Genomic DNA, 19,887 nt, shown 5'->3' with positions numbered 1-19,887 from the left:
GAAATACCTCTGAATTTCTCGTCACCACCTCGTCGTCCAGTCCCTCCGAAGCGTCCGCTCCGTCCGTCCCGTCCGCCTCAGTGGCGCCCCGGTGCGCCTCAGCGCCGCCGGTGAAGGGGTATTTACGGATCAGGCCGGGTCCTCGCAAGGGGAAAATCGCGGAAACCGTCATATTTTTTGCATGAAGATGAATAATCACGCGAATACAGATAGTTACGTGATCGTGTTTTTGTCGTTTCCAGCTGCGTTTCGCAAGGCGACCGGCGCCTTCAGGCCCGCCCCCCCAGATTTCTGCAGACTCGGAATCGAAATCGGGTAGGCTCGGCCGCCTTTTCGGGGGTGATTTGCCCGGAAACCCCCAAAATCGGCGCCAGATGGCGTCATCTGCGAGTCGCCCAAGGGAGTCGCAAGGCCAGAAGGATCAGAATCGCCGCCATGTAGAGGAGCGGTTCGATCTGGAATCCCTTCACCAGGATGACGAAGTGCAGGGCACCGAGGATCGCGACCGCGTAGACGAGTTTGTGCAGCTTGCGCCAGCTCTTCCCCAGCCTCCGGATCGACGCGTTGTTCGAGGTCAGCGCCAGCGGCAGCATCAGCAGCAGCCCCGCCATCCCGATGGTGATGTAGGGACGTTTGACGATATCGGCCCAGACGCGGCTCCAGGTTTGCACGTCGTAGTAGGCCCATACCGCCAGGTGACAGACGATATAAAAGAAGGTCAGCAGGCCGAGCGCCCGGCGATACTTCAGCAGGGAGATCCCGGTGATCTGGCGCAGGGGTGTCACCACCAGCGTGGCGATGATCAGCCACAGCCCCCAAAGGCCCAGCTGATGTTCCATCTCCCGGACCGGGTCCACTCCCAGACGATCGTTGAGCGCGGCCCAGTAGAGCCAGGCGGGCGGTAGCGCGCCCAGGATGTATAGAGGCCAGGCCGGCACCCGGCGCAGGACCCGGTTGACCGGATCCGCCAGGCGCCGCTGCACGGGTTTGGGAAGAGCGAGCACGGACATCAGTAGTTCTGCGACAGGTCCATGCCGGAGTAGAGGCTGGCCACCTCTTCCCCGTAGCCGTTGAACATGTCCGTGTCGCGGCGAGAGCGCAGACCGCCCCCGATCACCCTCTCGCTGGCCTGTGACCAGCGCGGGTGGCTGACCTCCGGGTTCACGTTGGAATAGAAGCCGTATTCACGGTGGTTGGCATCCTTCCACGAGGTATAGGGCTGTTCCTCCTGCAGGGTGATCCGCACGATCGACTTGATCGACTTGAACCCATACTTCCACGGCACCACCAGGCGCAGGGGGGCGCCGTTCTGGTTCGGCAGGTCACGGCCATAGACGCCGGTGGCCAGGATCGTCAGCGGATGCATCGCCTCATCGAGGCGCAGCCCCTCGCGGTAGGGCCAGTCCAGCACCCGGCGCGATACGCCGCGCATCTCGTCGGGGCGCAGGGCGGTTTCAAAGGCCACGTATTTCGCCCCCGACTGCACGCCGACCTGATCCAGCAGCGTGCGCAGCTCGAACCCGTTCCAGGGGATGACCATCGACCAGGCCTCGACACAGCGCAGACGATAGATCCGCTCCTCGATCGTCTTGCCCTTCAAGATGTCCTCCAGCCCGTAGGTGCCGGGGCGGTCGACCATGCCGTTGATCTCCACCGACCAGGGGGCGACCGTCAGGTTGTGGGCGTAACGGGCCGGATCTTCCTTGCCGGTGCCGAACTCGTAATAGTTGTTGTAGTTGGTGATGTCCTCGAAGTCGTTGGGCCGCAGGCCCTCGGGCGCGGCCAGGGCCGGCCCGGCGATGGAGCCGAGGCCCATCCCCGCCATGCCGGCCAGGATCGTCCGCCGGTTCAGGTAGACGGATTCGGGGGTCACGTCGTTTTCGGTCAGGGGGGTCGTCCAGCTGCGTCGCATTGCGGGTCTCCTCATGTCTCTCCCTTAAGGTACGAGGTAGCAGCCCTTCCGGTTTCCTCAAAATGACCCCTGCTCACAGCTGCGGCAATGGCCTGAAACAAAACGCCCGCGCAGAAGACTGCGCGGGCGTCGAGTGAGCAGTGGGTCGAGGCCGGGCCGCAGGTCAGGCGTCGGGGGCCTCCACCGGGGTCTCGGCGGTCTTGCTCGCCTCGGGAATGGCGGCCGCATCCTCCACCGAGGGGCGCAGACGGCGCAGCACGACCGAATTGCCATCGGCCATGACCATCCGCACGTGGCGGCGGCGCATCTGGCGGGGCTCGGCCACGCCGACGGAATGGGCGATCATCTCCACCTCGCCGACGATGCCGCGGGCGTAGTTGGCGACGCCCTTGTACTTCTTCTGCACCACCAGCCCGCGCTGCAGGTGCGGGTCGTGGGTGGTGATCCCCGTGGGGCAGGTATTCTTGTTGCACTTCAGCGCCTGGATGCAGCCCATGGAGAACATGAAGCCGCGCGCCGAGACGACGAAATCGGCACCCGCGCAGATGGCGAAGGCCACGTCGGCCGGGTTCACCAGCTTGCCGCTGGCGATGATGCGGATCCGGTCATGCAGGCCGAAACGGTCGCGCATGTCCGTCATCCGCAGCAGCGCCTCCCGCAGGGGCATGCCCACCAGGTCCATCAGCGGCATCGGCGCGGCGCCGGTGCCCCCCTCGCCGCCGTCGACGGTGATGAAATCGGGCGCCGCCTCGGGGCCGCGCGCGACGATCATCTCGAACAGCTCCTCATAGGCGTCCGAAGATCCGATCACGGTCTTGAAGCCCACGGGCTTGCCCGTCACCTCGCGGATATGGGCAATCATGTCCAGCAGGTCGCCGAAATCGTCGATTTCCTTGTGTCGGTTCGGGCTGATCGCGGGCTTGCCCATGGGCACGCCGCGGATCTGGGCCACCTCCTCGTCGATCTTCTCGGCGGGCAGGATGCCGCCCTTGCCGGGCTTGGCGCCCTGCGCCAGCTTCAGCTCGAACATCTTGATCTGCGGCTTCGCCGCCATCTCGCGCAGCTTCTCGTCGCTGAGGTTGCCGTCATGGTCGCGCACGCCGAACTTGGCCGTGCCGATCTGGTAGACGAGGTCGCAGCCCCCTTCCAGGTGATAAGGCGACAGGCCCCCTTCCCCGGTGTTCAGCCAGATGTTGGCCTTCTTCGCGCCCTTCGACAGCGCCTCGATCGCCGGGCGCGACATGGCGCCGTAGGACATGCCGGAGATGTTGAAGATCGACGGCGCGTTGTAGGGGTGACGGGCGTGGGGGCCGATCACCATCGGCTTGGTTGCGGCGAACTGGTCATCCAGCGGCGGGAAGACCGCATTGACGAAGATCGGCGTGCCCGGGATCGACAGGTTGCGGGTGGATCCGAAGGCCAGCGTGTTACTCAGCCCCTTGGCGGCATGGTAGACCCAGTCGCGCTGCGCCCGGTTGAAGGGCATCTCCTCGCGGTCCATGGCGAAGAAGTACTGGCGGAAGAACTCCCCCAGCTTGGTGAACATGCCGCGGAAACGTCCGATGACCGGATAGTTGCGGCGAATGGCATCCTCGCGCTGGCCCAGGTCCAGCAGGAACATGACCACGATGGCCAGCATGCCAAGGCCGATCGCCATGACGAAGATGAAAACCAGCCATTCGACGAAGGGGGCGATGAAATCCATTTGGGGCCGCTCCTGGATGCTGCGCTTGCCTTTGGCCGCACCTTGCCCAGAACCCGGCCCGCCCTGCAACCGGACAAGCGCCGCGCAAACCCGGTTCCCGCCAGGCGCGCCCTGCGCCGCCGCAGGGTTCAGCCTGCGGAGGTCTCGCGAGCGCCGAAGATGGCCGATCCGACCCGGACGTGAGTCGCCCCGAAGGAAATCGCCTTCTCGAAATCGCCGGACATGCCCATCGACAGGCCGGTCAGCCCGTTGCGCTCGGCGATCTTGGCCAGCAGGGCGAAATGCAGGCTGGCCTCCTCCTCGACGGGGGGGATGCACATCAACCCCTCGACCGGCAGCGACAGGTCCCGGCATTCCTTGACGAAGGCATCGGCCTCCCCCGGCAGGATGCCGGCCTTCTGCGGCTCCTCGCCGGTGTTCACCTGCAGGAAAAGACGTGGACAGGCGCCGGTCTCATCCGCGATGCGGGCGATGGCGTGGGCGATCTTGGGGCGGTCCACCGAATGGATGTACTGCGCCAGTTCCATCGCCTGGCGCACCTTGTTGGATTGCAGCGGCCCGATGATGTGCAGCTCGATCCCGTCATAGTCCTCACGGAAGCCGGGCCATTTGCCCGCCGCCTCCTGCACCCGGTTCTCACCGAAGACGCGGTGACCCTCATCCAGCACCGCGCGCACCCGGTCGTCGGGCTGCACCTTGGACACGGCGATCAGCGTCACCTCGGAGGCGTCGCGCCCGGCCTCGTCACAGGCCTTGGCGATGCGGGTGCGGATCTCTGACAGCGACATGGGGGCCTCCTGGCGGGTCGTTCGGAATTGCCGGCATAGGAACACCAGCGCGCGCCAAAAGAAAAGACCCCCGCCGAAGCGAGGGCCCGAAAAGCAAGAAGGGCGAGCCGAAGCTCGCCCTTCCCCATCTGATAGACCGTGGGGTCTATTAGAAGGACATGATCACGCCGAGGTCGGCGTTGGTGCCGTCGTTGACCGAAGCCACGCCGCCTTTGAGGACCAGGCCGGAGCCCAGGTCGTAGGCTGCGTCGATGCCGTAGGCGGCGTCGTCTGCGGTGGAGCTGTCAGCCCAGACACCGGTCACGGTCAGGTCGCCGGCGGTGTAGGAAGCGGACAGGCCGTAGCCTTCTTCGCTCGAGGAGCCGAGGTCAACGTCGGGGTCGCCGAAGTAGCCGATCTCGGTCATGTCGATGTCCATGTCGACGTAGAAGGCGCCAACGGTGAAGGCATCGAAGGAGTAACCCAGGTTCAGCCAGGTGGACTTCACGTCGATGGTTTCGGTCGGGAAGGTGGTGCCGAAGAAGGTCACCGAGTCGAAGGTGATGTCGTTGGCTTCTTCGTAGGCGATGCCGAAGGTGAAGCCGTTCACCGAACCGTCGAACGACACACCCCAGTTGTCGTCGCCATCGTGGGCGGCGGCAAAGTTGTAGTCACCGAAGGTGTAGGAGACCATGACGTTTGCGCCGGACTTCACGCCCAGAGCGCCGCCCATCAGGTCTTCTGCAACGTCGTCAACGCCAACGCCGTCAAAGCCGATGTCGGGCAGGCCGAAGGGGTCGGACACGCCGTCCAGGGTACCGATGGTCAGGGTCAGGCCGCCGGAGGAGACGTAGGCTTCGGGGTCGAAGGAGCCCGGGTCCTGCGAGGCCGACTCGTCGGTCAGCGAAGCGTCGAGGTCGATCGATGCACCGAACTCGATGCCGGAATCGGTGGTGCCGGAACCGACGATGTTGAAGTCGAGTTCGTTGTACAGGAAGGTTTCGCCAGCGGCGCGATCTTCAACGTACTTCACACCCATGTTGGCGCCACCGGTGACGGTGATGTCAGCGGAAGCGTAGCCTGCGGTAGCGACCAGGGCGGTCGTCGCAAAGAGAATCTTTTTCATAGTTTTTCCCTCGGTTTCTCAGTCTGCCCCAAAACGGAGAATCCGCATTGGGTATGCCAAGGTCTTTCGCTCTTTTTGCCGTCTCTTTGCAAGAACACCGAATGGCGGCCAGATAATGGCGCGGGGGATTGGTGCAACTCTGCCACAGTGACAGTCGGCAGCGCATGTCAGGCGCCGGAATTCTGCGCGCGCACGCCTTACCGGTCCCGCGCCCCTCACGCGGGCGCGCGCGGGCATCTTTCTTTAACAGGAGCGGGCCCGCGCAGGAAAAATGCCGCGTCTTAAAGGTTCTTGCTCATGAAGGACGGCTTCGGTAGATCGGGAGGGACCAATCACAACGGGGCCGAAGCATGATTTCTTCTCGCGCAATCCGAACCGTGGCTCGCGCTGCGGCCGTGACCAGCCTGATGGCCCTGGTCGCCTGTGGCGACAATGCACAGCCCGGGCCGACCCCGATGGAAGAGATTCGCCAGCGCGAAACGATCTGGGACCTGTTCAACCAGCGCGACGACGGCACCAAGGTCGCGGTGAACCGCTATCTGTGGAACGCCTCGCTGGAAGTGCTGAACTTCCTGCCCGTCGAACAGATCGACCCCTTCACCGGCGTCATCACCTTCGGCTACGGCACTCCCCCGGGCGGCGGCCGCGCCTATCGTGCCACCGTCTACATCTCCGATCCCGCGCTGGAGGCCCGCTCCCTGAACGTGTCGATCCAGACCCGTGGCGGCAGCCCGGTCGCGGAAGGCACCCAGCGGGCGGTCGAGGATGCGATCCTGACCCGCGCTCGCCAACTGCGCGTGAGCGACCGCCGGTTCTGAGACGGACAGCGGATCAGACAGACAGCAAGGGGCGGGCCCATCGGGCGCCGCCCCTTTTGCTTGCCAGGTGTCAGGCACTGCAGCCTTGTCGCCCCTACTCCGGCAGCGGCGGGGCCGGCATCGCGGCCAGCCGCTCCACCCAGTCGATCTGCCGCGGCAGGCAGATTCGGCCCAGGTCGTAGTTTTCCAGGATATGCGCCCGCGCCGCCCGGCCCAGCCTCTCGCGCGCCGCGCGGTCCTCCAGCAACGCACAAATCTCCGCCGTCAGCGCCTCGGGGTCGAAGAAATCCACCAGCCGCCCCGTCCGGTCCTGCTCGATCACCTCGCGAACCGGGGCGGTGTCGCTGGCCACGATCGCCGCCTCGGTCGCCATCGCCTCCAGCAGGGACCAGGACAGAACGAAGGGATAGGTCAGGTAGACGTGCAGCCGGCTGAGCCGCAGCATGTCGAGGAACCGCGCATAGGGAATGCGGCCCAGGAAATGCACCCGCGCCCAATCCTCGTCCGGGATGCGGTCCCGCACCTCGTCGATGAAGATCTGCTTCCAGGTTTTGCCCTCGGGCGGCTTCGCCCCGTAGGAGGTGCCGTCGCCCCCGGTGATCAGCACCTGGGCCTTCGGTCGCGCCCGCAACAGCTCGGGCAGAGCCCGCATGAAGATGTGGTAGCCCCGATAGGGTTCGAGGTTGCGATTGACGAAGGTGATCACCTCGTCGTCCCGGGTCAGGACGCGCCCGCCCTCCTCCAGCTCGAACCGCACCTCCGGGTCGGGCTTCACCTGGCCGGTGTCGATGCCGTCGTGAATCACCGAGATCTCGGGCCGGAAGGTGCCGGGGAAGGTATCCGCCTGGAACCGGGTGGGCGAAATCCCGGCCTGCGCCATGTCGAAATGCAGGTGGTTGTTGAGGTTCTTCATCCGGATGCGCAGCGGCTCGATCGCCTCGTCCCGGCCGCGGAATTCCGGGTCGAAGTCCAGATGCGGGTAGCCCGCCAGGTGATAGAGCTCGCAATAGATGCCCATCCGGGCGCGTGGCCAGACATCGCGCAGGAACAGCGACTCGCCCCAGCCATGGTGCGCGATGATGACATCGGGCTGATAGCCCTGCTCTCGCAGGCGCCGGGCGGCATGGAAACAGGCCTCGGCCCGGGTCACCTTGCTGTCCATGTCCACCAGCCAGGGGTGCAACTGCTGCCCGCCCTTGCGCTGGATGGTGTAGGGCAGCACCCGCACTCCGCGCCATGTGGCCGGTTCCTTCACCCGCAGGGTCAGCGCGGTCACCGAATGGCCCCGCGCCGCCAGCGCCACGGCGAGGTGTTTGAACTGGCCGGGAAAGTTCTGGTGAATGAAAAGGATGTTCAAAGGGCTTACTCCGGAAACAGTGCCAGTGAACCACGCGCCGCCGGCCTTGAAAAGCCGTGGCCGCGGCCCCTTTGCGCAAAGGGCTGGACCCTGCGCGCCCCGCGCAATATCAACCGCGCCAAACCCCGAGACCTAAGACCGATCACCGCCAGACCACCAAAGGGCCAGACATGTCGCGCTATTCCGCCGCCGAGATCGAACCGAAATGGCAGAAGGCCTGGGACGACGCCCAGGTGTTCCGCGCCACCCGCGACGGCGACAAGCCGAAGTACTACGTGCTGGAGATGTTCCCCTACCCCTCGGGCCGCATCCACATCGGCCACGTGCGCAACTACACGATGGGCGACGTGATCGCGCGCTACAAGATGTCGACGGGGCACAACGTGCTGCACCCCATGGGCTTCGACGCCTTCGGGATGCCGGCGGAAAACGCCGCCATGGCGTCGGGCGGCCACCCCAAGGACTGGACCTACGGCAACATCGACACGATGGTCGAACAGATGAAGCCCCTGGGTTTCGGCCTCGACTGGTCGCGCATGTTCGCCACCTGCGATCCGGAGTATTACGGCCAGCAGCAGTCGATGTTCCTCGACTTCATGGAAAAGGGCCTGGTCTACCGCAAGAACGCGGTGGTGAACTGGGATCCGGTCGACATGACCGTGCTGGCCAACGAGCAGGTCGAGGACGGCCGCGGCTGGCGCTCCGGCGCGCTGGTGGAACGGCGCGAGCTGACCCAGTGGTTCTTCAAGATCTCCGATTTCTCGGATGAGCTGCTGACCGCGCTGGACGGTCTCGACGACTGGCCCGCCAAGGTGAAGACGATGCAGGCCAACTGGATCGGCAAGTCGCGCGGCTTGCAATTCTCCTGGGGTCTGACCGCGCCCGCCGAAGGGTTCGAACAGATCGAGGTCTACACCACCCGCCCCGACACCCTGATGGGCGCCAGCTTCGTCGGCATTTCGCCGGACCACCCGTTGGCCAAGGCGCTGGAAGCCAAGGATTCCAAGGTCGCCGAGTTCTGCGCCGAGGCGCGCAAGGGCGGCACCACCGAAGAGGCCATCGAGACCGGCGAGAAGCTGGGCTTCGACACTGGGCTGACCGTGACCCACCCGCTGGACCCCGACTGGAAGCTGCCGGTCTGGATCGCCAACTTCATCCTCATGGACTACGGCACCGGCGCCATCTTCGGCGTGCCGGCCCATGACGAGCGCGACCATGAGTTCGCCAGCAAGTACGATCTGCCGATCACCCCGGTGTTCGAACCGGTCGAGGGCGACTACCCGGCCAAGGGCGCCTATGTGCCGCCGAAGCCCGACAAGGTGCGTTTCATCCGCAAGGTCGCGGGCGAGGACATCATGACCGGCAACGAGGCGATCGACGCCACGGTCGAGTTCTGCGAGGCCAAGGGCATCGGCCAGGGCGTGACCAAGTTCCGCCTGCGGGACTGGGGCCTCTCGCGACAGCGCTACTGGGGCTGCCCGATCCCGGTCGTCCATTGCGACGCCTGTGGCGTGGTGCCCGAGAAGAAAGAGAACCTGCCGATCGAACTGCCCTACGACGAGGGCGGCAAGCCGATCGACTTCTCCATCCCGGGCAACCCGCTGGACCGGCACCCGACCTGGCGTGACTGCGCCTGCCCCGCCTGCGGCGCGCCCGCCAAGCGTGAAACCGACACGATGGACACCTTCGTCGATTCGTCGTGGTATTTCGCCCGCTTCACCGCGCCGCGCGCCACCACGCCCACCGACATGGCCGAGGCCGAATACTGGATGAACGTCGACCAGTACATCGGCGGCATCGAACACGCGATCCTGCACCTGCTCTATTCCCGCTTCTTCGCCCGGGCGATGAATATCTGTGGCCACCTGCCCGAGAAGTCGAAAGAGCCGTTCAACGCGCTCTTCACGCAGGGGATGGTGACCCACGCGATCTACCAGACCCGCACCGCCGAGGGCCGCCCGGTCTACCACTACCCCGAAGATGTCGAGCTGCGCGACGGCCGCGGCTTCCTCAAGGACGGCACGGAGGTCGAAATCATCCCCTCCGCCAAGATGTCCAAGTCGAAGAACAACGTGGTCGACCCGGTGGCGATCATCGGTCAGTACGGCGCCGATACCGCGCGCTGGTTCGTGCTGTCCGACAGCCCGCCCGAACGCGACGTGGAATGGACCGCCGCGGGCGCCGAGGCGGCCAGCAAACACCTGGCCCGCGTCTGGCGCCTGGCGGCAGAGCTGGACGAAACCGCCACGGGCACCGAGGCCGATGACACCGCGCTTCTGCGCGAGGTGCACAAGGCCATCCGCGACGTGACCCTGGGCGTCGAAAGCTTCGGCTTCAACGCCTCCATCGCGAAACTCTACGGCTTCACCAACACCATCCAGAAGTCCAAGGCTTCCGGCGCGGCAAAGAAACAGGCGGTGCTGACCCTGGCACAGCTGATGTCGCCGATGACGCCGCACCTGGCGGAGGAAATCTGGGCGACCCTGGGCGGCGAGGGGCTGATTGCCAACGCCCCCTGGCCCGTCGCGGACGAGGCGATGCTGGTCGAGGATACCGTCACCCTGCCCATCCAGGTCAACGGCAAGCGCCGGGGCGAGATCACCGTGCCCAAGGACATGGACAAGGCAGAGGTTGAAAAGCTGGCCCTGGCCAGCGATGGTGTCGTCAGGTCGCTGGACGGGGCCCAGCCCAAGAAGGTCATCGTCGTCCCCGGGCGGATCGTGAATGTCGTTGTCTAAAAGCAGCCTCGCGCGGCGCAACGTGCTGAAATCCCTCGCCGGTCTCGGGCTGGCGGGGCTGGCCGCCTGCGGCTTTTCCCCGGCCTATGCGCCGGGCGGCGCCGCCTCGCGCCTGCACGGCCGCACTCTTCTGCCCGATCCCAACTCCGAGGAAAGCTACCTGCTCATCCGGGAGCTGGAACAGCGCCTCGGCCGGGCCGGATCGGCGGACTACGCGCTGGAGCTGACCCTGCGGATCTCCGAAAGCCGGCTGGCGGTGAACGCGGCCAACGACACAACGCGGTTCCGCGTCTCGGGCGATCTGAACTACAAGCTGCGCGATGCCTCCGGCGCCCTGCTGACCGAGGGCCAGGTGACCAACTTCACCGGCTATTCCGCCACCGGCTCCACCGTCGCGACACAGGCGGCGGGCCGTGCGGCACGGGCGCGCATCGTCACCATGCTGGCCGATCTGCTGATGTCCCGGCTGATCGCCGAGCTGCCCGCTCCGGCCACCGCCGAGACATGAAGCTCGCCTCGCGCGACATCGCCCGCTACGCGGCCAAGCCCGAGGCGGACAAGACCGGCGTGCTGCTTTACGGGCCGGACGCCATGCGCATCGCCCTGCGCCGGCAGGAGATGATCGCCGCCCTTGTCGGCCCCCAGGGCGATGAGGAAATGCGCCTGACCCGGATGCAGGGGGCCGAGCTGCGCCGCGACACCGCGCAGCTGGTCGATGCGATGAAGGCGCAAAGCTTCTTCCCCGGCCCGCGCGTCGTCTTCGTCGAGGGGGCGAATGAGAACGCCGCCACGGCGATCCTGACCGCGCTGGAGGAATGGCAGCCGGGCGATGCCCAGCTCATCATCACCGCAGGCCAGCTGAAACCCACCTCGAAGATCCGCAAGGCGTTTGAGGGGCACCGCAACGCCTATGCCTGCGGGATCTACGACGACCCACCCTCCCGCGAGGAGATCGAGGCGACGTTGCAGAAGGCGGGCCTGCGCAACGTGCCCCAGGAGGCCCTGCGCGACCTGACCAACCTGGCGCTGGCGCTGGATCCCGGCGACTTTCGCCAGACCGTCGACAAGATCGCGCTTTACAAGTTCGGCGACGATACGCCCCTGACGGGCGAGGACATCGCCGCCTGCGCCCCGGCCTCCAGCGAGGCGGAGCTGGACGACGTGCTGCACGCCGTGGCCGAAAGCCGCGCGGGCGAGATCGGCCCGGTGATGCGCCAACTGAAGGCCCAGGGCACCCAGCCCACGGGGCTGTGCATCGCCGCCCTGCGCCACTTCCGCACCCTCTACGCTGTCGCCGCCCACCCCGGTGGCCCGGGCGAGGGCATCGGCAAGCTGCGCCCGCCGGTCTTCGGCCCGCGCCGCGACCGGATCATGCGCCAGGCCGGATCCTGGGGCGCGCCGCGCCTGGAACAGGCGCTGTCGCTGATCATCGAGACGGATCTGACCCTGCGCTCAGCCGGGGCCACGGCGCCGGACATGGCGCTGGTGGAACGGATGCTGATCCGGCTGGCGATGCTGGGCCGCGCGCGCTAGGCCGCGTCACGTCACACTGGATTTCCGCCCGCCCCTGTGCCTGTGTGGCCGCAGGAGGAGATCAGCCATGTACACCCTTATCGGCGGACCGCAGAACCGCACCTTCCGCGTCGTCTGGATGTTGGAGGAGCTTGGCCTGCCCTACCAGCGCCAATACGCCAAGCCCCATGACCCGCAGGTGACCGAACATTCGCCCCTGGGCAAGCTACCGGTGCTGGTCACCGAGGACGGCACCGCCCTGACCGATTCCGTAGCCATCCTGACCTGGCTCGCGGACAGCACGGGGCGCATGACCGCGCCCGCAGGCAGCCTGGACCGCGCCCGCCAGGACGGGCTGACCCAGCAGATCGTCGATGACATCGAAGGCCTCCTGTGGATGTCCACGCGGCACAGTTTCGTCCTCCCGGAGGACCAGCGCCTGCCTGCCATCAAGGACAGCCTGCGATGGGAATTTGCCCGCAACTGCGACCGGCTGGCCGATCGCATGGTCGGCCCCTTCGTCATGGGCGAGGAAATGACGGTGCCCGACATCCTGGCCACCCATTGCCTCGACTGGGCCCATGCGGCGAAATTCGAGGTGACCAACGAGACCCTGCTGGCCTACCACGCCCGGATGCGCGCGCGCGAGGCCTACCGCAGCGCCGTGGCGTCGGAGAAATCCCTGGCCGCGCCCGCCACCGCCTGAGCTAGCGGCGCGCGTAATCCGCCGCCGCCCGCCCTGCGGCCAAGCCGGTCGCCAGGCAGGCGGTCAGCAGGTAGCCCCCGGTCGGCGCGTCCCACCCCAGCATCTCGCCCGCGGCGAAGACGCCCGGCCGGTCGCGCAGCATCAACTGCGCGTCCAACGCCTCCAGCCGCAGGCCCCCGGCGCTGGAAATCGCCCGCTCCATGCCCTGCGGCCCCGCCAGCGGCAACGGCAGCGCCTTCAGCACACCAGCCAGAGCGGCGGGATCCTTCGGCAGGGGCCGGGCAAGCTCCATCACCAGCGCACGCTTGGCCTCATCGAGTTTCATCCGACGCAGGGCCTTGGCCCCGCTCTCGCCCTTGCGCCCCTTGGCCAACCGGGCGGTCAGGGTGTCGGTGTCCAGATCCGGGAACAGGTCCAAGGTCAGCGCCGCGCCCTCGCGCAGGGGCGCGGACAGGGCATAGATCGCGCCGCCCTCGACGCCCGCGCGGGAAATCACGAACTCCCCCCGGCTAACCTGCCCGCCCGCATGCAGCGCCACGGCCTTCACCGGCGCGCCGAACTGCGGCGCCATGTGGTCCGACCAGGCGACGCGGAAGCCGCAGTTCGAGGGCACGAAGGGATCGACCGGCCCCAGCCACGCGGCCCAGGCGCCATCGGCCCCCAGCCGGGGCCAGCTGGCCCCGCCAAGCGCCAGCACCGTGACCCCGGCCGCGATCCGCCGCGCCCCGTCGGGGGTATCGAACACCGCCGCGCCCTCCTCCCAGCCGCGCCAGGCCCAGCGGGTGCGAAGGCTCACCCCCGCCCCATCCAGCCGCGCCAGCCAGGCACGCAACAGCGGCGAGGCCTTCATCACCGTCGGAAAGACCCGGCCCGTGGAGCCGGTGAACAGATCCTGCCCCAGCCCCCGCGCCCAGGCGGCGACCTCATCGGGGCCGAACTCCTCCAGCATCGGGCGCAGCCGCTCGGCGCCCTCGCCATAGGCCGCGACGAACCGCTCGAACGGCTCCGCCTTGGTCAGGTTCAGCCCCGACTTCCCGGCCATCAGGAACTTGCGCGCCACGCTGGGCATCCGGTCGACCACGACGACCGACAGCCCGGCGCCGGCCAGGGCCTCTGCCGCCATCAGCCCCGCCGGGCCTGCGCCGATCACCAGCGCCTCAACCGTCTCGCTTTCCGCGCTCATTCACCTATCCTTCGGGCATGACGGATGATCCCCTCTGCCCTCTCTGCCTGCGCCCCATTCCGCCCCATGCGAAACAAAGCCTGCATCACCTGATCCCCCGCCTCAAAGGCGGCAAGGGCGGGCCGACCGTGCTGCTGCACCAGATCTGCCATAACGAGATCCACGCCACCCTGACAGAGGCGGAACTGGCCCGCGACTACCACACAGCGGAGGCCCTGCGCGGCCACACCCGACTGGCGAAATTCGCCGCCTGGGTCGCCAAGCGGCCGCCCGACTTCCACTCGAAAACGCCGGGCGGCAGGCGCAAACGCAAATAGCCTCCTCCGACAGCCGGAAATACTCCGGAGCTGAGCGGCGTCTCGGAAATCCTCCGGGGGAGGATGTCAGCCGCGAAGGGGGCGAAGCCCCGCTTGCCGCGTCACCCCTCGCACATCCGCTTGATCGCCTCGGCATGATCAGGCGCGGCACCCAGGGTATCGGCGGCCAGCGCCTCCGCCTCGGCCACCGGATCGTCGCAGATGCGGTCGATTAGACCCCAGGCCAGCGCCTCGGGGGCCAGGATCTTCTGTCCGCTCATCAGGATCATCTTGGCCCGCGCAGGCCCGATCAACGCGGCCATGCGCCCCGGGTCCGAGGGCTGCGGCAGGAAGCCCAGCTTCATCACCGGATAGAAGAACTTCGTCCCCGGCACCGCCAGGCGGATGTCGCAGGCCAGGGCCATCCCCATGGCGCCCCCCGCCAGCGTGCCGTTCAGCGCCGCCACGGTCAGGCCGGGCTGCGCCGCGATGGCGCCCGACAGCCGTTCCCACAGGGGCGAGACGCCCAGGCCCGCGCGGGCCGCCTCCAGGTCCGCCCCGGCGGAGAAGACGCGGCCTTCGCCGGTCAGGATTATGGCACGCGGGCGCACGGTCTCGAAAACCTCGATCAGGCTTTCCAGCATCGCCTCGGTCAGGGCATTGGCCTTGTCGGGCCGCGCCAGGGTGACCTTGTACAGGCCGCCCTCCAGCTCCTCGGTGCGGATCATGCGGAAAGGCCCAGCTTGGCGCGCAAACCCTCGTCGCGCAGCGACAGTTCTTCGCCCAGGTGCGCATCGGCCTCGGGGCCGCACATCCACAGCAGCGCCTTGGCGGGCCATTCGGGGGGAATGTGATCCTCCCAGTTCAGCTGGCTGACGGCATTGACCCCAGAGGCCTTGATGTCGCGCTGCATCTGGGTGGCCACGGTGCCCGGCGACAGGCCCATGACGCGGATGCCGTGCCCGGCGTTCTCCAGGTGCGCCGCCTCGGTCAGCATGGCGGCGCCCGCCTTCGAGGTGCAATAGGCGCTCCAGCCTTCCAGGGCGCGATGCGCCGCGCCCGACGACACGGTGATGATCGTGCCGCCGCCCGCGGCGATCATCACCGGCAGCACCGCGCGCATGCCGTTGAAGACGCCGCCGATGTTGATGTCGATGACCTTCATCCAGGCCTCGGGGTCGGCCTCGGCCAGGGTGGTGACGGGTTTCAGGATGCCCGCGTTGCTGACCAGGATGTCGACGCTGCCGAAGGTTTCGGCCACGGCCTTCACCGCCTGCTCCACCTCCCAGTAGCGCGACACGTCACAGGGAATCGCCACTGCCTGGGGCCCGATCTCCCCCGCCAGGGCCGCGATCTCGTCACCGCTGCGCGCCAGCAGCGCCACGTTGGCGCCCCGGGCGGCGAATTCCCGCGCAGTCGCGGCGCCGATCCCGCGGCCCGCCCCGGTGATGATCGCGGTCTTTCCCGTAAGATCCGTCATGGCTGTCGTCCTTTCCCGGAGCCTTCTCGGCCCCGTCCCTGCTGATGCTTCGGCCCAGAGCTATCGCCCGGACCGCCCCCCGTCCAGCCACCGGTGCCAATCCGCCCGTTGCCCAGGCGCGGACGCGCCGGCTCTTGCGCGCCCCGCCGCACGCTGACAAGACGCCGCAGACAGTGCCAGACGCTTGACCAAGGTCAGGTGTCACGCCACGCTGTACCCCATACTTCGGAGGACCTTTTCATGACCCTTTCCCCTATATTTCCCGTCTCTGCCCGCCCCGCGCGCCCCGTTCTGGCGGCGCTTGTCGCCGGCACCTGCCTGGCCGGCCCCGCCTTCGCCCTGACCCCGGACGAGCTGTGGGAGCAAAACCGCGCCTATCTCGAAGCCAGCGGATACGCCGTCGACGCCGACATTTCGCGTGATGGTGACGACCTGACGGTGGATGAGCTCCGGCTGACCATGACCACCGAGATCGAGGACGACGAGGATCTCTCCATGGTCCTCACCATGAGCGATCTGACCTATGCCGCCCGTGGCGATGAGGTTGAGCTGGTGATGCCGGCCTCGATGCCGATGACCATGGAAGGTGAGAGCGACGAAGGCCCGTTCAGCGTCGAGATGACCCTGACCACCGAGGGTCTCAGCCAGCTCTTCTCGGGCACCCCCGAGGACGTCGCCGCCCGCTACGAGGCCGATGAGGTCGGTGTGACGGTGGACAGCGTCGCCGGCCCTGACGACGTGGTGCTGGAGGACATGTTCGCCATCCTCATCAGCGGCGCCTCCGGCACCGCGCGCATCGCCTCCGCCGATGGCTTCGACATCGAGCAGGTCTTCAACGCCGACACGATCAGCTATCGCTTCGACGTGATCGCCCCCGAGGAAAGCGGCGAGGAAGGCGAGGTGCATGCCACCGGCAGCTTCGCCGGCACCAGCTTCGGCGGCACGCTCTTCCTGCCCGCGGCAGAGGACGGCACGCAGATGGACCCGGCCAGCATGCTGACGAGCGGCATGCGCATGGACACCACCATGATCCACACCGGCGGTGAGATGCAGCTGTCGGGCAACAGCGAGGGCGAGGAGTTCAGCTTCGGCCAGACCAGCGCCGGCGGCCAACTGATCGCGCAGCTGTCCGGCGAGGGCCTGCACTACGACGTGTCCGGCACCGACATCACAATGCAGCTGCAATCGGACGAGCTGCCCTTCCCGGTGCAGGTGAGCCTGGCGGAGGCCGGTTTCGGCCTGACCATGCCGCTGGCCGCCGGCGAGGAGCCCAGCCCGCTGGGTCTGCGCATCACCCTGCGCGACGCCGTGGTGCCCGAGGGCCTCTGGGCGATGGTCGATCCCGCCGGCGCCCTGCCGCATGAGCCGCTGACCGTCGATGCCCGCCTCTCCGGCGCCGCGCGGCTGTTCCACGACCTGACCGACGCCGAGGCGCTGGAAGACATGGATCCCGGCGAGGCCCCGGGCGAGCTGACCTCGCTCAACCTCGACATGCTGGAGCTGAAGGCCGGCGGCGCCGCGCTGCAGGCCGAGGGCCAGTTCGACATCGACAACACGGTGCAATCGAAGCTGAACCCCGACATGCCCAAGGCCACCGGCACGCTGGAGGTCACCGCGCAGGGCGTCATGGGGCTGATCCAGACCCTGGGCGAAATGGGCCTGATCCCCGCTGACCAGGCGATGATGGCCCCGATGATGGTCGGCATGTTCGCCCGCCAGGTGTCGGGCCCCGATGACCTGGCCTCGACGATCGAGATCACCGAGGACGAAAGCCTGCTGGTCAACGGCAATCCGATGATGCCGTAAGGCGGATCGGGCCGGCGGATCGGGCCTGGGCCCGCCAGACGAACGACGACACTGCCGCCCGGGCCGCCACCAGCGCCCGGGCGGTTGCCGTTCCGGGATCCGGAACCGGCCTGCGGGCCCAGGCGCCTTGATCCGCGCCCCCCCAGGGTCTAGGTCAGTTGGAACCGTAACCCGGCCCATTTTCGGGGATTTCCATGAACGACCTGACCGCCCTCTCCCACGCCCTTCTGGATGCCGCCCGCAAGGCCGGCGCCGACGACGCCGACGTGATCGCCCGCCAGGGCACCTCCGTGTCCATCGACATCCGGGGCGGCGCCCTGGAACAGGCAGAACGCGCCGAAGGGTTCGAGATCGGCCTGCGGGTTCTCCTGGGCAAGCGCCAGGCCTGCGTGTCGGGCTCCGACGCGCGCCGCGAGGGGCTGGAGATGATGGCAGAACGCGCCGTCGCCATGGCCCGCGAGGCCCCCGAGGATCCCTGGATCGGCCTGGCAGAGCCGAGTCAGCTGTCGACGCGTCGCGATGCCGAAGGGCTGGAGATGTACGACCCCGCCGGAGAACCCGACCCCGAGGCGCTGAAGGAGGCCGCGGTGCGCGCCGAGGCCGCGGCGCTGGCGGTCGAGGGGATCTCCCAGGTCTCCACCGCCTCGGCAGCCTACGGCGAAAGCGACATCCGGATGCTGGCCAGCAACGGCTTCGAGGGCGGCTATCGCCGCTCCTCGCATTCCCTGGCCTGCGTCGCCATCGCCGGCGAGGGCGAAAAGATGGAGCGGGACCACGACAGCGATGGCCGCATCTTCGCCGCCGACATGCGCGACGCCGAGGAAATCGGCCGCCGTGCCGCCGAACGGGCGCTGGCCCGCCAGGGCGCCCGCGCGCCGAAAACCGGCGCCTACCCCGTGCTCTACGATGAACGCGTCGCCGCCAGTCTGATCGGACACCTGATCGGCGCGGTGAACGGCCAGGCGGTCGCCCGCGGCTCCTCCTTCCTGCGCGACGCCTTGGGCGAGGCGGTGCTGCCCGACGCCCTGTCGCTGACCGAGGACCCGCTGCGCCCGCGCGGCGGCCAGTCCCGCCCCTTCGACGCCGAGGGGCTGGCCGTGGCGCCGCGTGACATCATCCACCAGGGCGTGCTGACCGGCTTCACCGTCGACCTGGCCACGGCGCGCAAGCTGGGCGTGGCGCCCACGGGCAATGCCGCGCGCGGCCTCTCCGCCCCGCCCTCGCCCTCGACCTGGAACCTGGAACTGACCCCCGGCGCCCAGACCCGCGAAGAGCTGATCGCCGAGATGGGCACGGGCCTGCTGGTGACCTCGCTCATCGGCTCGACCATCAACCCCAACACCGGGGATTACTCCCGCGGCGCCGCCGGTTTCTGGATCGAGAACGGCGAGATCCGCCACCCGGTCCACGAATGCACCATCGCCGGCAACCTGCGCGACATGCTGCGGGCCCTGCGGCCGGCCAACGACGCCCGGCCCTGGGCCTCGCTGCGGGTGCCCTCGCTGCTGGTCGAAGGAATGACCCTTGCCGGAAGCTGACCCCCGGGCGCACGCCCGTCATGCGCAGGACATGGCCCTGCTGATCGCGGCGGCGCGCGAGGTGGGCGAGATCGCCCTGCGCTATGCGGCGAAGGGCGCGCAGAGCTGGGAAAAACCCGACGGCCAGGGCCCGGTGACCGAGGCCGACCTGGCGGTGGATGCGGCCCTGCACGCCGCCCTTGGCGCCGCGCGGCCCGATTACGGCTGGCTGTCGGAGGAGCGCCCCGACGATCCTGTGCGCCTCGGGCACGAGCGGGTCTTCATCGTCGATCCCATCGACGGCACCCGCGCCTTCATGAAGGGCGACCAGGCCTGGGCGCATTCGCTGGCCGTGGCCGAGGGCGGTCGCGTCACCGCGGCGGTCGTCTTCCTGCCCGCCATGGACAAGCTCTATGCCGCCGCCCGGGGCCAGGGGGCCACGCTGAACGGCGCGCCAATCCGCGCCACCGCCACCTCCAGCCTCACCGGCGCCCGCTTCCTGGCGGCGAAACCCAACTACGCGCCGGAAAACTGGTCCGGCCCGGTGCCCGACGTGTCGCGCCACTACCGCCCCTCGCTGGCCTACCGCCTGTCGCTGGTGGCCGAGGGCCGCTTCGACGCGATGATGACCCTGCGCCCGTCCTGGGAATGGGACATCGCGGCGGGCAGCCTGATCGTGGAAGAAGCCGGCGCCACCGCCTGCGACCGCAGCGGCGGCCCCCTCGTCTTCAATCGCGACCGCCCGCTGCTCGACGGGGTGATCGCCGCCTCCGCCGGGCTGCAGGATCAGATCCTGTCGCGCCTCGCCCCGGACGCCCCGCGCGATCCTCTGCCGCCCCTGCGCGACTGACGCCCGGGGCCACCGGGCGCCACGCCCGATCCGGGCCCCTCGCTCCTGTCTTCACGTCGTCAAAAATACTCCGAGGGGAATTGAGCCGCAGGCTCAAGGGGGGCAGAGCCCCCG

At 68.0% G+C, this 19,887-nt stretch carries 19 protein-coding genes; 9 read left to right on the top strand and 10 right to left on the bottom strand.

The window, feature by feature from the left end:
- The 6 genes from LC066_RS10850 to LC066_RS10825 all read right to left on the bottom strand — a co-directional run.
- The coding region (locus tag LC066_RS10850) for a hypothetical protein (protein ID WP_224898692.1) at window positions 1-199 on the bottom strand (199 nt) is incomplete at its 3' end.
- Between the two features lie 181 nt (window positions 200-380).
- Window positions 381-1,010, bottom strand: a complete 630-nt coding sequence (gene msrQ / locus LC066_RS10845; RefSeq protein WP_224898689.1) for a protein-methionine-sulfoxide reductase heme-binding subunit MsrQ — start codon at window positions 1,008-1,010, stop codon at window positions 381-383.
- The gene (msrP, locus tag LC066_RS10840) at window positions 1,010-1,912 is read right to left on the bottom strand and encodes a protein-methionine-sulfoxide reductase catalytic subunit MsrP (protein WP_224898687.1); all 903 of its coding nucleotides are present in this window, start codon (window positions 1,910-1,912) and stop codon (window positions 1,010-1,012) included. The genes msrQ and msrP overlap by 1 nt, the downstream gene beginning before the upstream one ends.
- Before the next feature lie 163 nt (window positions 1,913-2,075).
- On the bottom strand, window positions 2,076-3,617 hold the full coding sequence (locus LC066_RS10835) for an FMN-binding glutamate synthase family protein (RefSeq protein WP_224898684.1): 1,542 nt from the start codon (window positions 3,615-3,617) through the stop codon (window positions 2,076-2,078).
- Window positions 3,618-3,745: 128 nt separating this feature from the next.
- Window positions 3,746-4,405 carry a YggS family pyridoxal phosphate-dependent enzyme gene (locus LC066_RS10830; RefSeq protein ID WP_224898682.1) on the bottom strand — a complete coding sequence of 220 codons (660 nt, stop codon included), beginning with the start codon at window positions 4,403-4,405 and terminating at the stop codon, window positions 3,746-3,748.
- Between the two features lie 148 nt (window positions 4,406-4,553).
- The gene (locus tag LC066_RS10825) at window positions 4,554-5,510 is read right to left on the bottom strand and encodes a porin (protein WP_224898679.1); all 957 of its coding nucleotides are present in this window, start codon (window positions 5,508-5,510) and stop codon (window positions 4,554-4,556) included.
- A gap of 350 nt (window positions 5,511-5,860) precedes the next feature.
- On the opposite strand from LC066_RS10825, the gene LC066_RS10820 reads away from it, so the two are divergent.
- Window positions 5,861-6,328, top strand: a complete 468-nt coding sequence (locus LC066_RS10820) for a DUF3576 domain-containing protein (RefSeq protein ID WP_222476169.1) — start codon at window positions 5,861-5,863, stop codon at window positions 6,326-6,328.
- 94 nt (window positions 6,329-6,422) lie between these two features.
- On the opposite strand, the gene LC066_RS10815 is transcribed toward LC066_RS10820, so the two are convergent.
- Complete coding sequence (locus LC066_RS10815) at window positions 6,423-7,685, bottom strand: glycosyltransferase (RefSeq protein ID WP_224898676.1); 1,263 nt, start codon at window positions 7,683-7,685, stop codon at window positions 6,423-6,425.
- Between the two features lie 170 nt (window positions 7,686-7,855).
- Here LC066_RS10815 and leuS point away from each other — a divergent pair, with 170 nt between their 5' ends.
- From leuS to LC066_RS10795, 4 genes are all read left to right on the top strand, one after another.
- On the top strand, window positions 7,856-10,423 hold the full coding sequence (gene leuS / locus LC066_RS10810; protein ID WP_224898673.1) for a leucine--tRNA ligase: 2,568 nt from the start codon (window positions 7,856-7,858) through the stop codon (window positions 10,421-10,423).
- Window positions 10,410-10,931, top strand: coding sequence for an LPS assembly lipoprotein LptE (lptE, locus tag LC066_RS10805; protein WP_224898670.1), 522 nt, complete (start codon window positions 10,410-10,412; stop codon window positions 10,929-10,931). The genes leuS and lptE overlap by 14 nt, the downstream gene beginning before the upstream one ends.
- Entirely contained in the window at window positions 10,928-11,956 is a 1,029-nt protein-coding gene (gene holA / locus LC066_RS10800; RefSeq protein ID WP_222476162.1) for a DNA polymerase III subunit delta, read from the top strand. The genes lptE and holA overlap by 4 nt, the downstream gene beginning before the upstream one ends.
- 67 nt (window positions 11,957-12,023) lie before the next feature.
- Window positions 12,024-12,641: a glutathione S-transferase family protein gene (locus tag LC066_RS10795; protein ID WP_224898667.1), complete on the top strand. Its 618-nt coding sequence runs from the start codon at window positions 12,024-12,026 to the stop codon at window positions 12,639-12,641.
- 1 nt (window position 12,642) lies between these two features.
- Here LC066_RS10795 and LC066_RS10790 read toward each other — a convergent pair whose 3' ends face one another.
- The gene (locus LC066_RS10790) at window positions 12,643-13,824 is read right to left on the bottom strand and encodes a TIGR03862 family flavoprotein (RefSeq protein WP_224898664.1); all 1,182 of its coding nucleotides are present in this window, start codon (window positions 13,822-13,824) and stop codon (window positions 12,643-12,645) included.
- A gap of 17 nt (window positions 13,825-13,841) precedes the next feature.
- On the opposite strand from LC066_RS10790, the gene LC066_RS10785 reads away from it, so the two are divergent.
- On the top strand, window positions 13,842-14,141 hold the full coding sequence (locus LC066_RS10785) for an HNH endonuclease (protein ID WP_224898661.1): 300 nt from the start codon (window positions 13,842-13,844) through the stop codon (window positions 14,139-14,141).
- Window positions 14,142-14,242: 101 nt separating this feature from the next.
- On the opposite strand, the gene LC066_RS10780 is transcribed toward LC066_RS10785, so the two are convergent.
- Together LC066_RS10780 and LC066_RS10775 are read right to left on the bottom strand one after the other, a co-directional pair.
- Entirely contained in the window at window positions 14,243-14,848 is a 606-nt protein-coding gene (locus tag LC066_RS10780) for an enoyl-CoA hydratase/isomerase family protein (protein WP_224898659.1), read from the bottom strand.
- Window positions 14,845-15,600, bottom strand: a complete 756-nt coding sequence (locus LC066_RS10775) for an SDR family oxidoreductase (RefSeq protein ID WP_224898656.1) — start codon at window positions 15,598-15,600, stop codon at window positions 14,845-14,847. The genes LC066_RS10780 and LC066_RS10775 overlap by 4 nt, the downstream gene beginning before the upstream one ends.
- A gap of 240 nt (window positions 15,601-15,840) precedes the next feature.
- Here LC066_RS10775 and LC066_RS10770 point away from each other — a divergent pair, with 240 nt between their 5' ends.
- The 3 genes from LC066_RS10770 (at window position 15,841) to LC066_RS10760 (ending at window position 19,773) form a co-directional block, all read left to right on the top strand.
- The gene (locus LC066_RS10770) at window positions 15,841-17,406 is read left to right on the top strand and encodes a DUF2125 domain-containing protein (protein WP_224898653.1); all 1,566 of its coding nucleotides are present in this window, start codon (window positions 15,841-15,843) and stop codon (window positions 17,404-17,406) included.
- Window positions 17,407-17,600: 194 nt separating this feature from the next.
- Complete coding sequence (locus LC066_RS10765; protein ID WP_224898650.1) at window positions 17,601-18,944, top strand: TldD/PmbA family protein; 1,344 nt, start codon at window positions 17,601-17,603, stop codon at window positions 18,942-18,944.
- A gap of 31 nt (window positions 18,945-18,975) precedes the next feature.
- Window positions 18,976-19,773, top strand: coding sequence for a 3'(2'),5'-bisphosphate nucleotidase CysQ (locus LC066_RS10760; RefSeq protein ID WP_224898649.1), 798 nt, complete (start codon window positions 18,976-18,978; stop codon window positions 19,771-19,773).
- Window positions 19,774-19,887 lie beyond the last annotated feature (114 nt).

The organism is Pseudooceanicola marinus, from assembly GCF_020177265.1.
Taxonomy (GTDB): Bacteria; Pseudomonadota; Alphaproteobacteria; order Rhodobacterales; family Rhodobacteraceae; genus Pseudooceanicola; species Pseudooceanicola marinus_A.
The sequence above is the reverse complement of the archived record's forward strand: the minus strand, read 5'-3'. Positions and strand labels throughout refer to the sequence as shown.

Coding starts and splice junctions, on each gene's coding strand:
- LC066_RS10835 (WP_224898684.1), bottom strand. CDS start 3,617: ATGGATTTCATCGCCCCCTTCGTCGAATGGCTGGTTTTCATCTTCGTC.
- LC066_RS10795 (WP_224898667.1), top strand. CDS start 12,024: ATGTACACCCTTATCGGCGGACCGCAGAACCGCACCTTCCGCGTCGTC.
- lptE (WP_224898670.1), top strand. CDS start 10,410: ATGTCGTTGTCTAAAAGCAGCCTCGCGCGGCGCAACGTGCTGAAATCC.
- LC066_RS10770 (WP_224898653.1), top strand. CDS start 15,841: ATGACCCTTTCCCCTATATTTCCCGTCTCTGCCCGCCCCGCGCGCCCC.
- msrQ (WP_224898689.1), bottom strand. CDS start 1,010: ATGTCCGTGCTCGCTCTTCCCAAACCCGTGCAGCGGCGCCTGGCGGAT.
- LC066_RS10785 (WP_224898661.1), top strand. CDS start 13,842: ATGACGGATGATCCCCTCTGCCCTCTCTGCCTGCGCCCCATTCCGCCC.
- LC066_RS10780 (WP_224898659.1), bottom strand. CDS start 14,848: ATGATCCGCACCGAGGAGCTGGAGGGCGGCCTGTACAAGGTCACCCTG.
- LC066_RS10825 (WP_224898679.1), bottom strand. CDS start 5,510: ATGAAAAAGATTCTCTTTGCGACGACCGCCCTGGTCGCTACCGCAGGC.
- LC066_RS10775 (WP_224898656.1), bottom strand. CDS start 15,600: ATGACGGATCTTACGGGAAAGACCGCGATCATCACCGGGGCGGGCCGC.
- LC066_RS10820 (WP_222476169.1), top strand. CDS start 5,861: ATGATTTCTTCTCGCGCAATCCGAACCGTGGCTCGCGCTGCGGCCGTG.
- LC066_RS10790 (WP_224898664.1), bottom strand. CDS start 13,824: ATGAGCGCGGAAAGCGAGACGGTTGAGGCGCTGGTGATCGGCGCAGGC.
- leuS (WP_224898673.1), top strand. CDS start 7,856: ATGTCGCGCTATTCCGCCGCCGAGATCGAACCGAAATGGCAGAAGGCC.
- msrP (WP_224898687.1), bottom strand. CDS start 1,912: ATGCGACGCAGCTGGACGACCCCCCTGACCGAAAACGACGTGACCCCC.
- LC066_RS10830 (WP_224898682.1), bottom strand. CDS start 4,405: ATGTCGCTGTCAGAGATCCGCACCCGCATCGCCAAGGCCTGTGACGAG.
- LC066_RS10765 (WP_224898650.1), top strand. CDS start 17,601: ATGAACGACCTGACCGCCCTCTCCCACGCCCTTCTGGATGCCGCCCGC.
- holA (WP_222476162.1), top strand. CDS start 10,928: ATGAAGCTCGCCTCGCGCGACATCGCCCGCTACGCGGCCAAGCCCGAG.
- LC066_RS10760 (WP_224898649.1), top strand. CDS start 18,976: ATGGCCCTGCTGATCGCGGCGGCGCGCGAGGTGGGCGAGATCGCCCTG.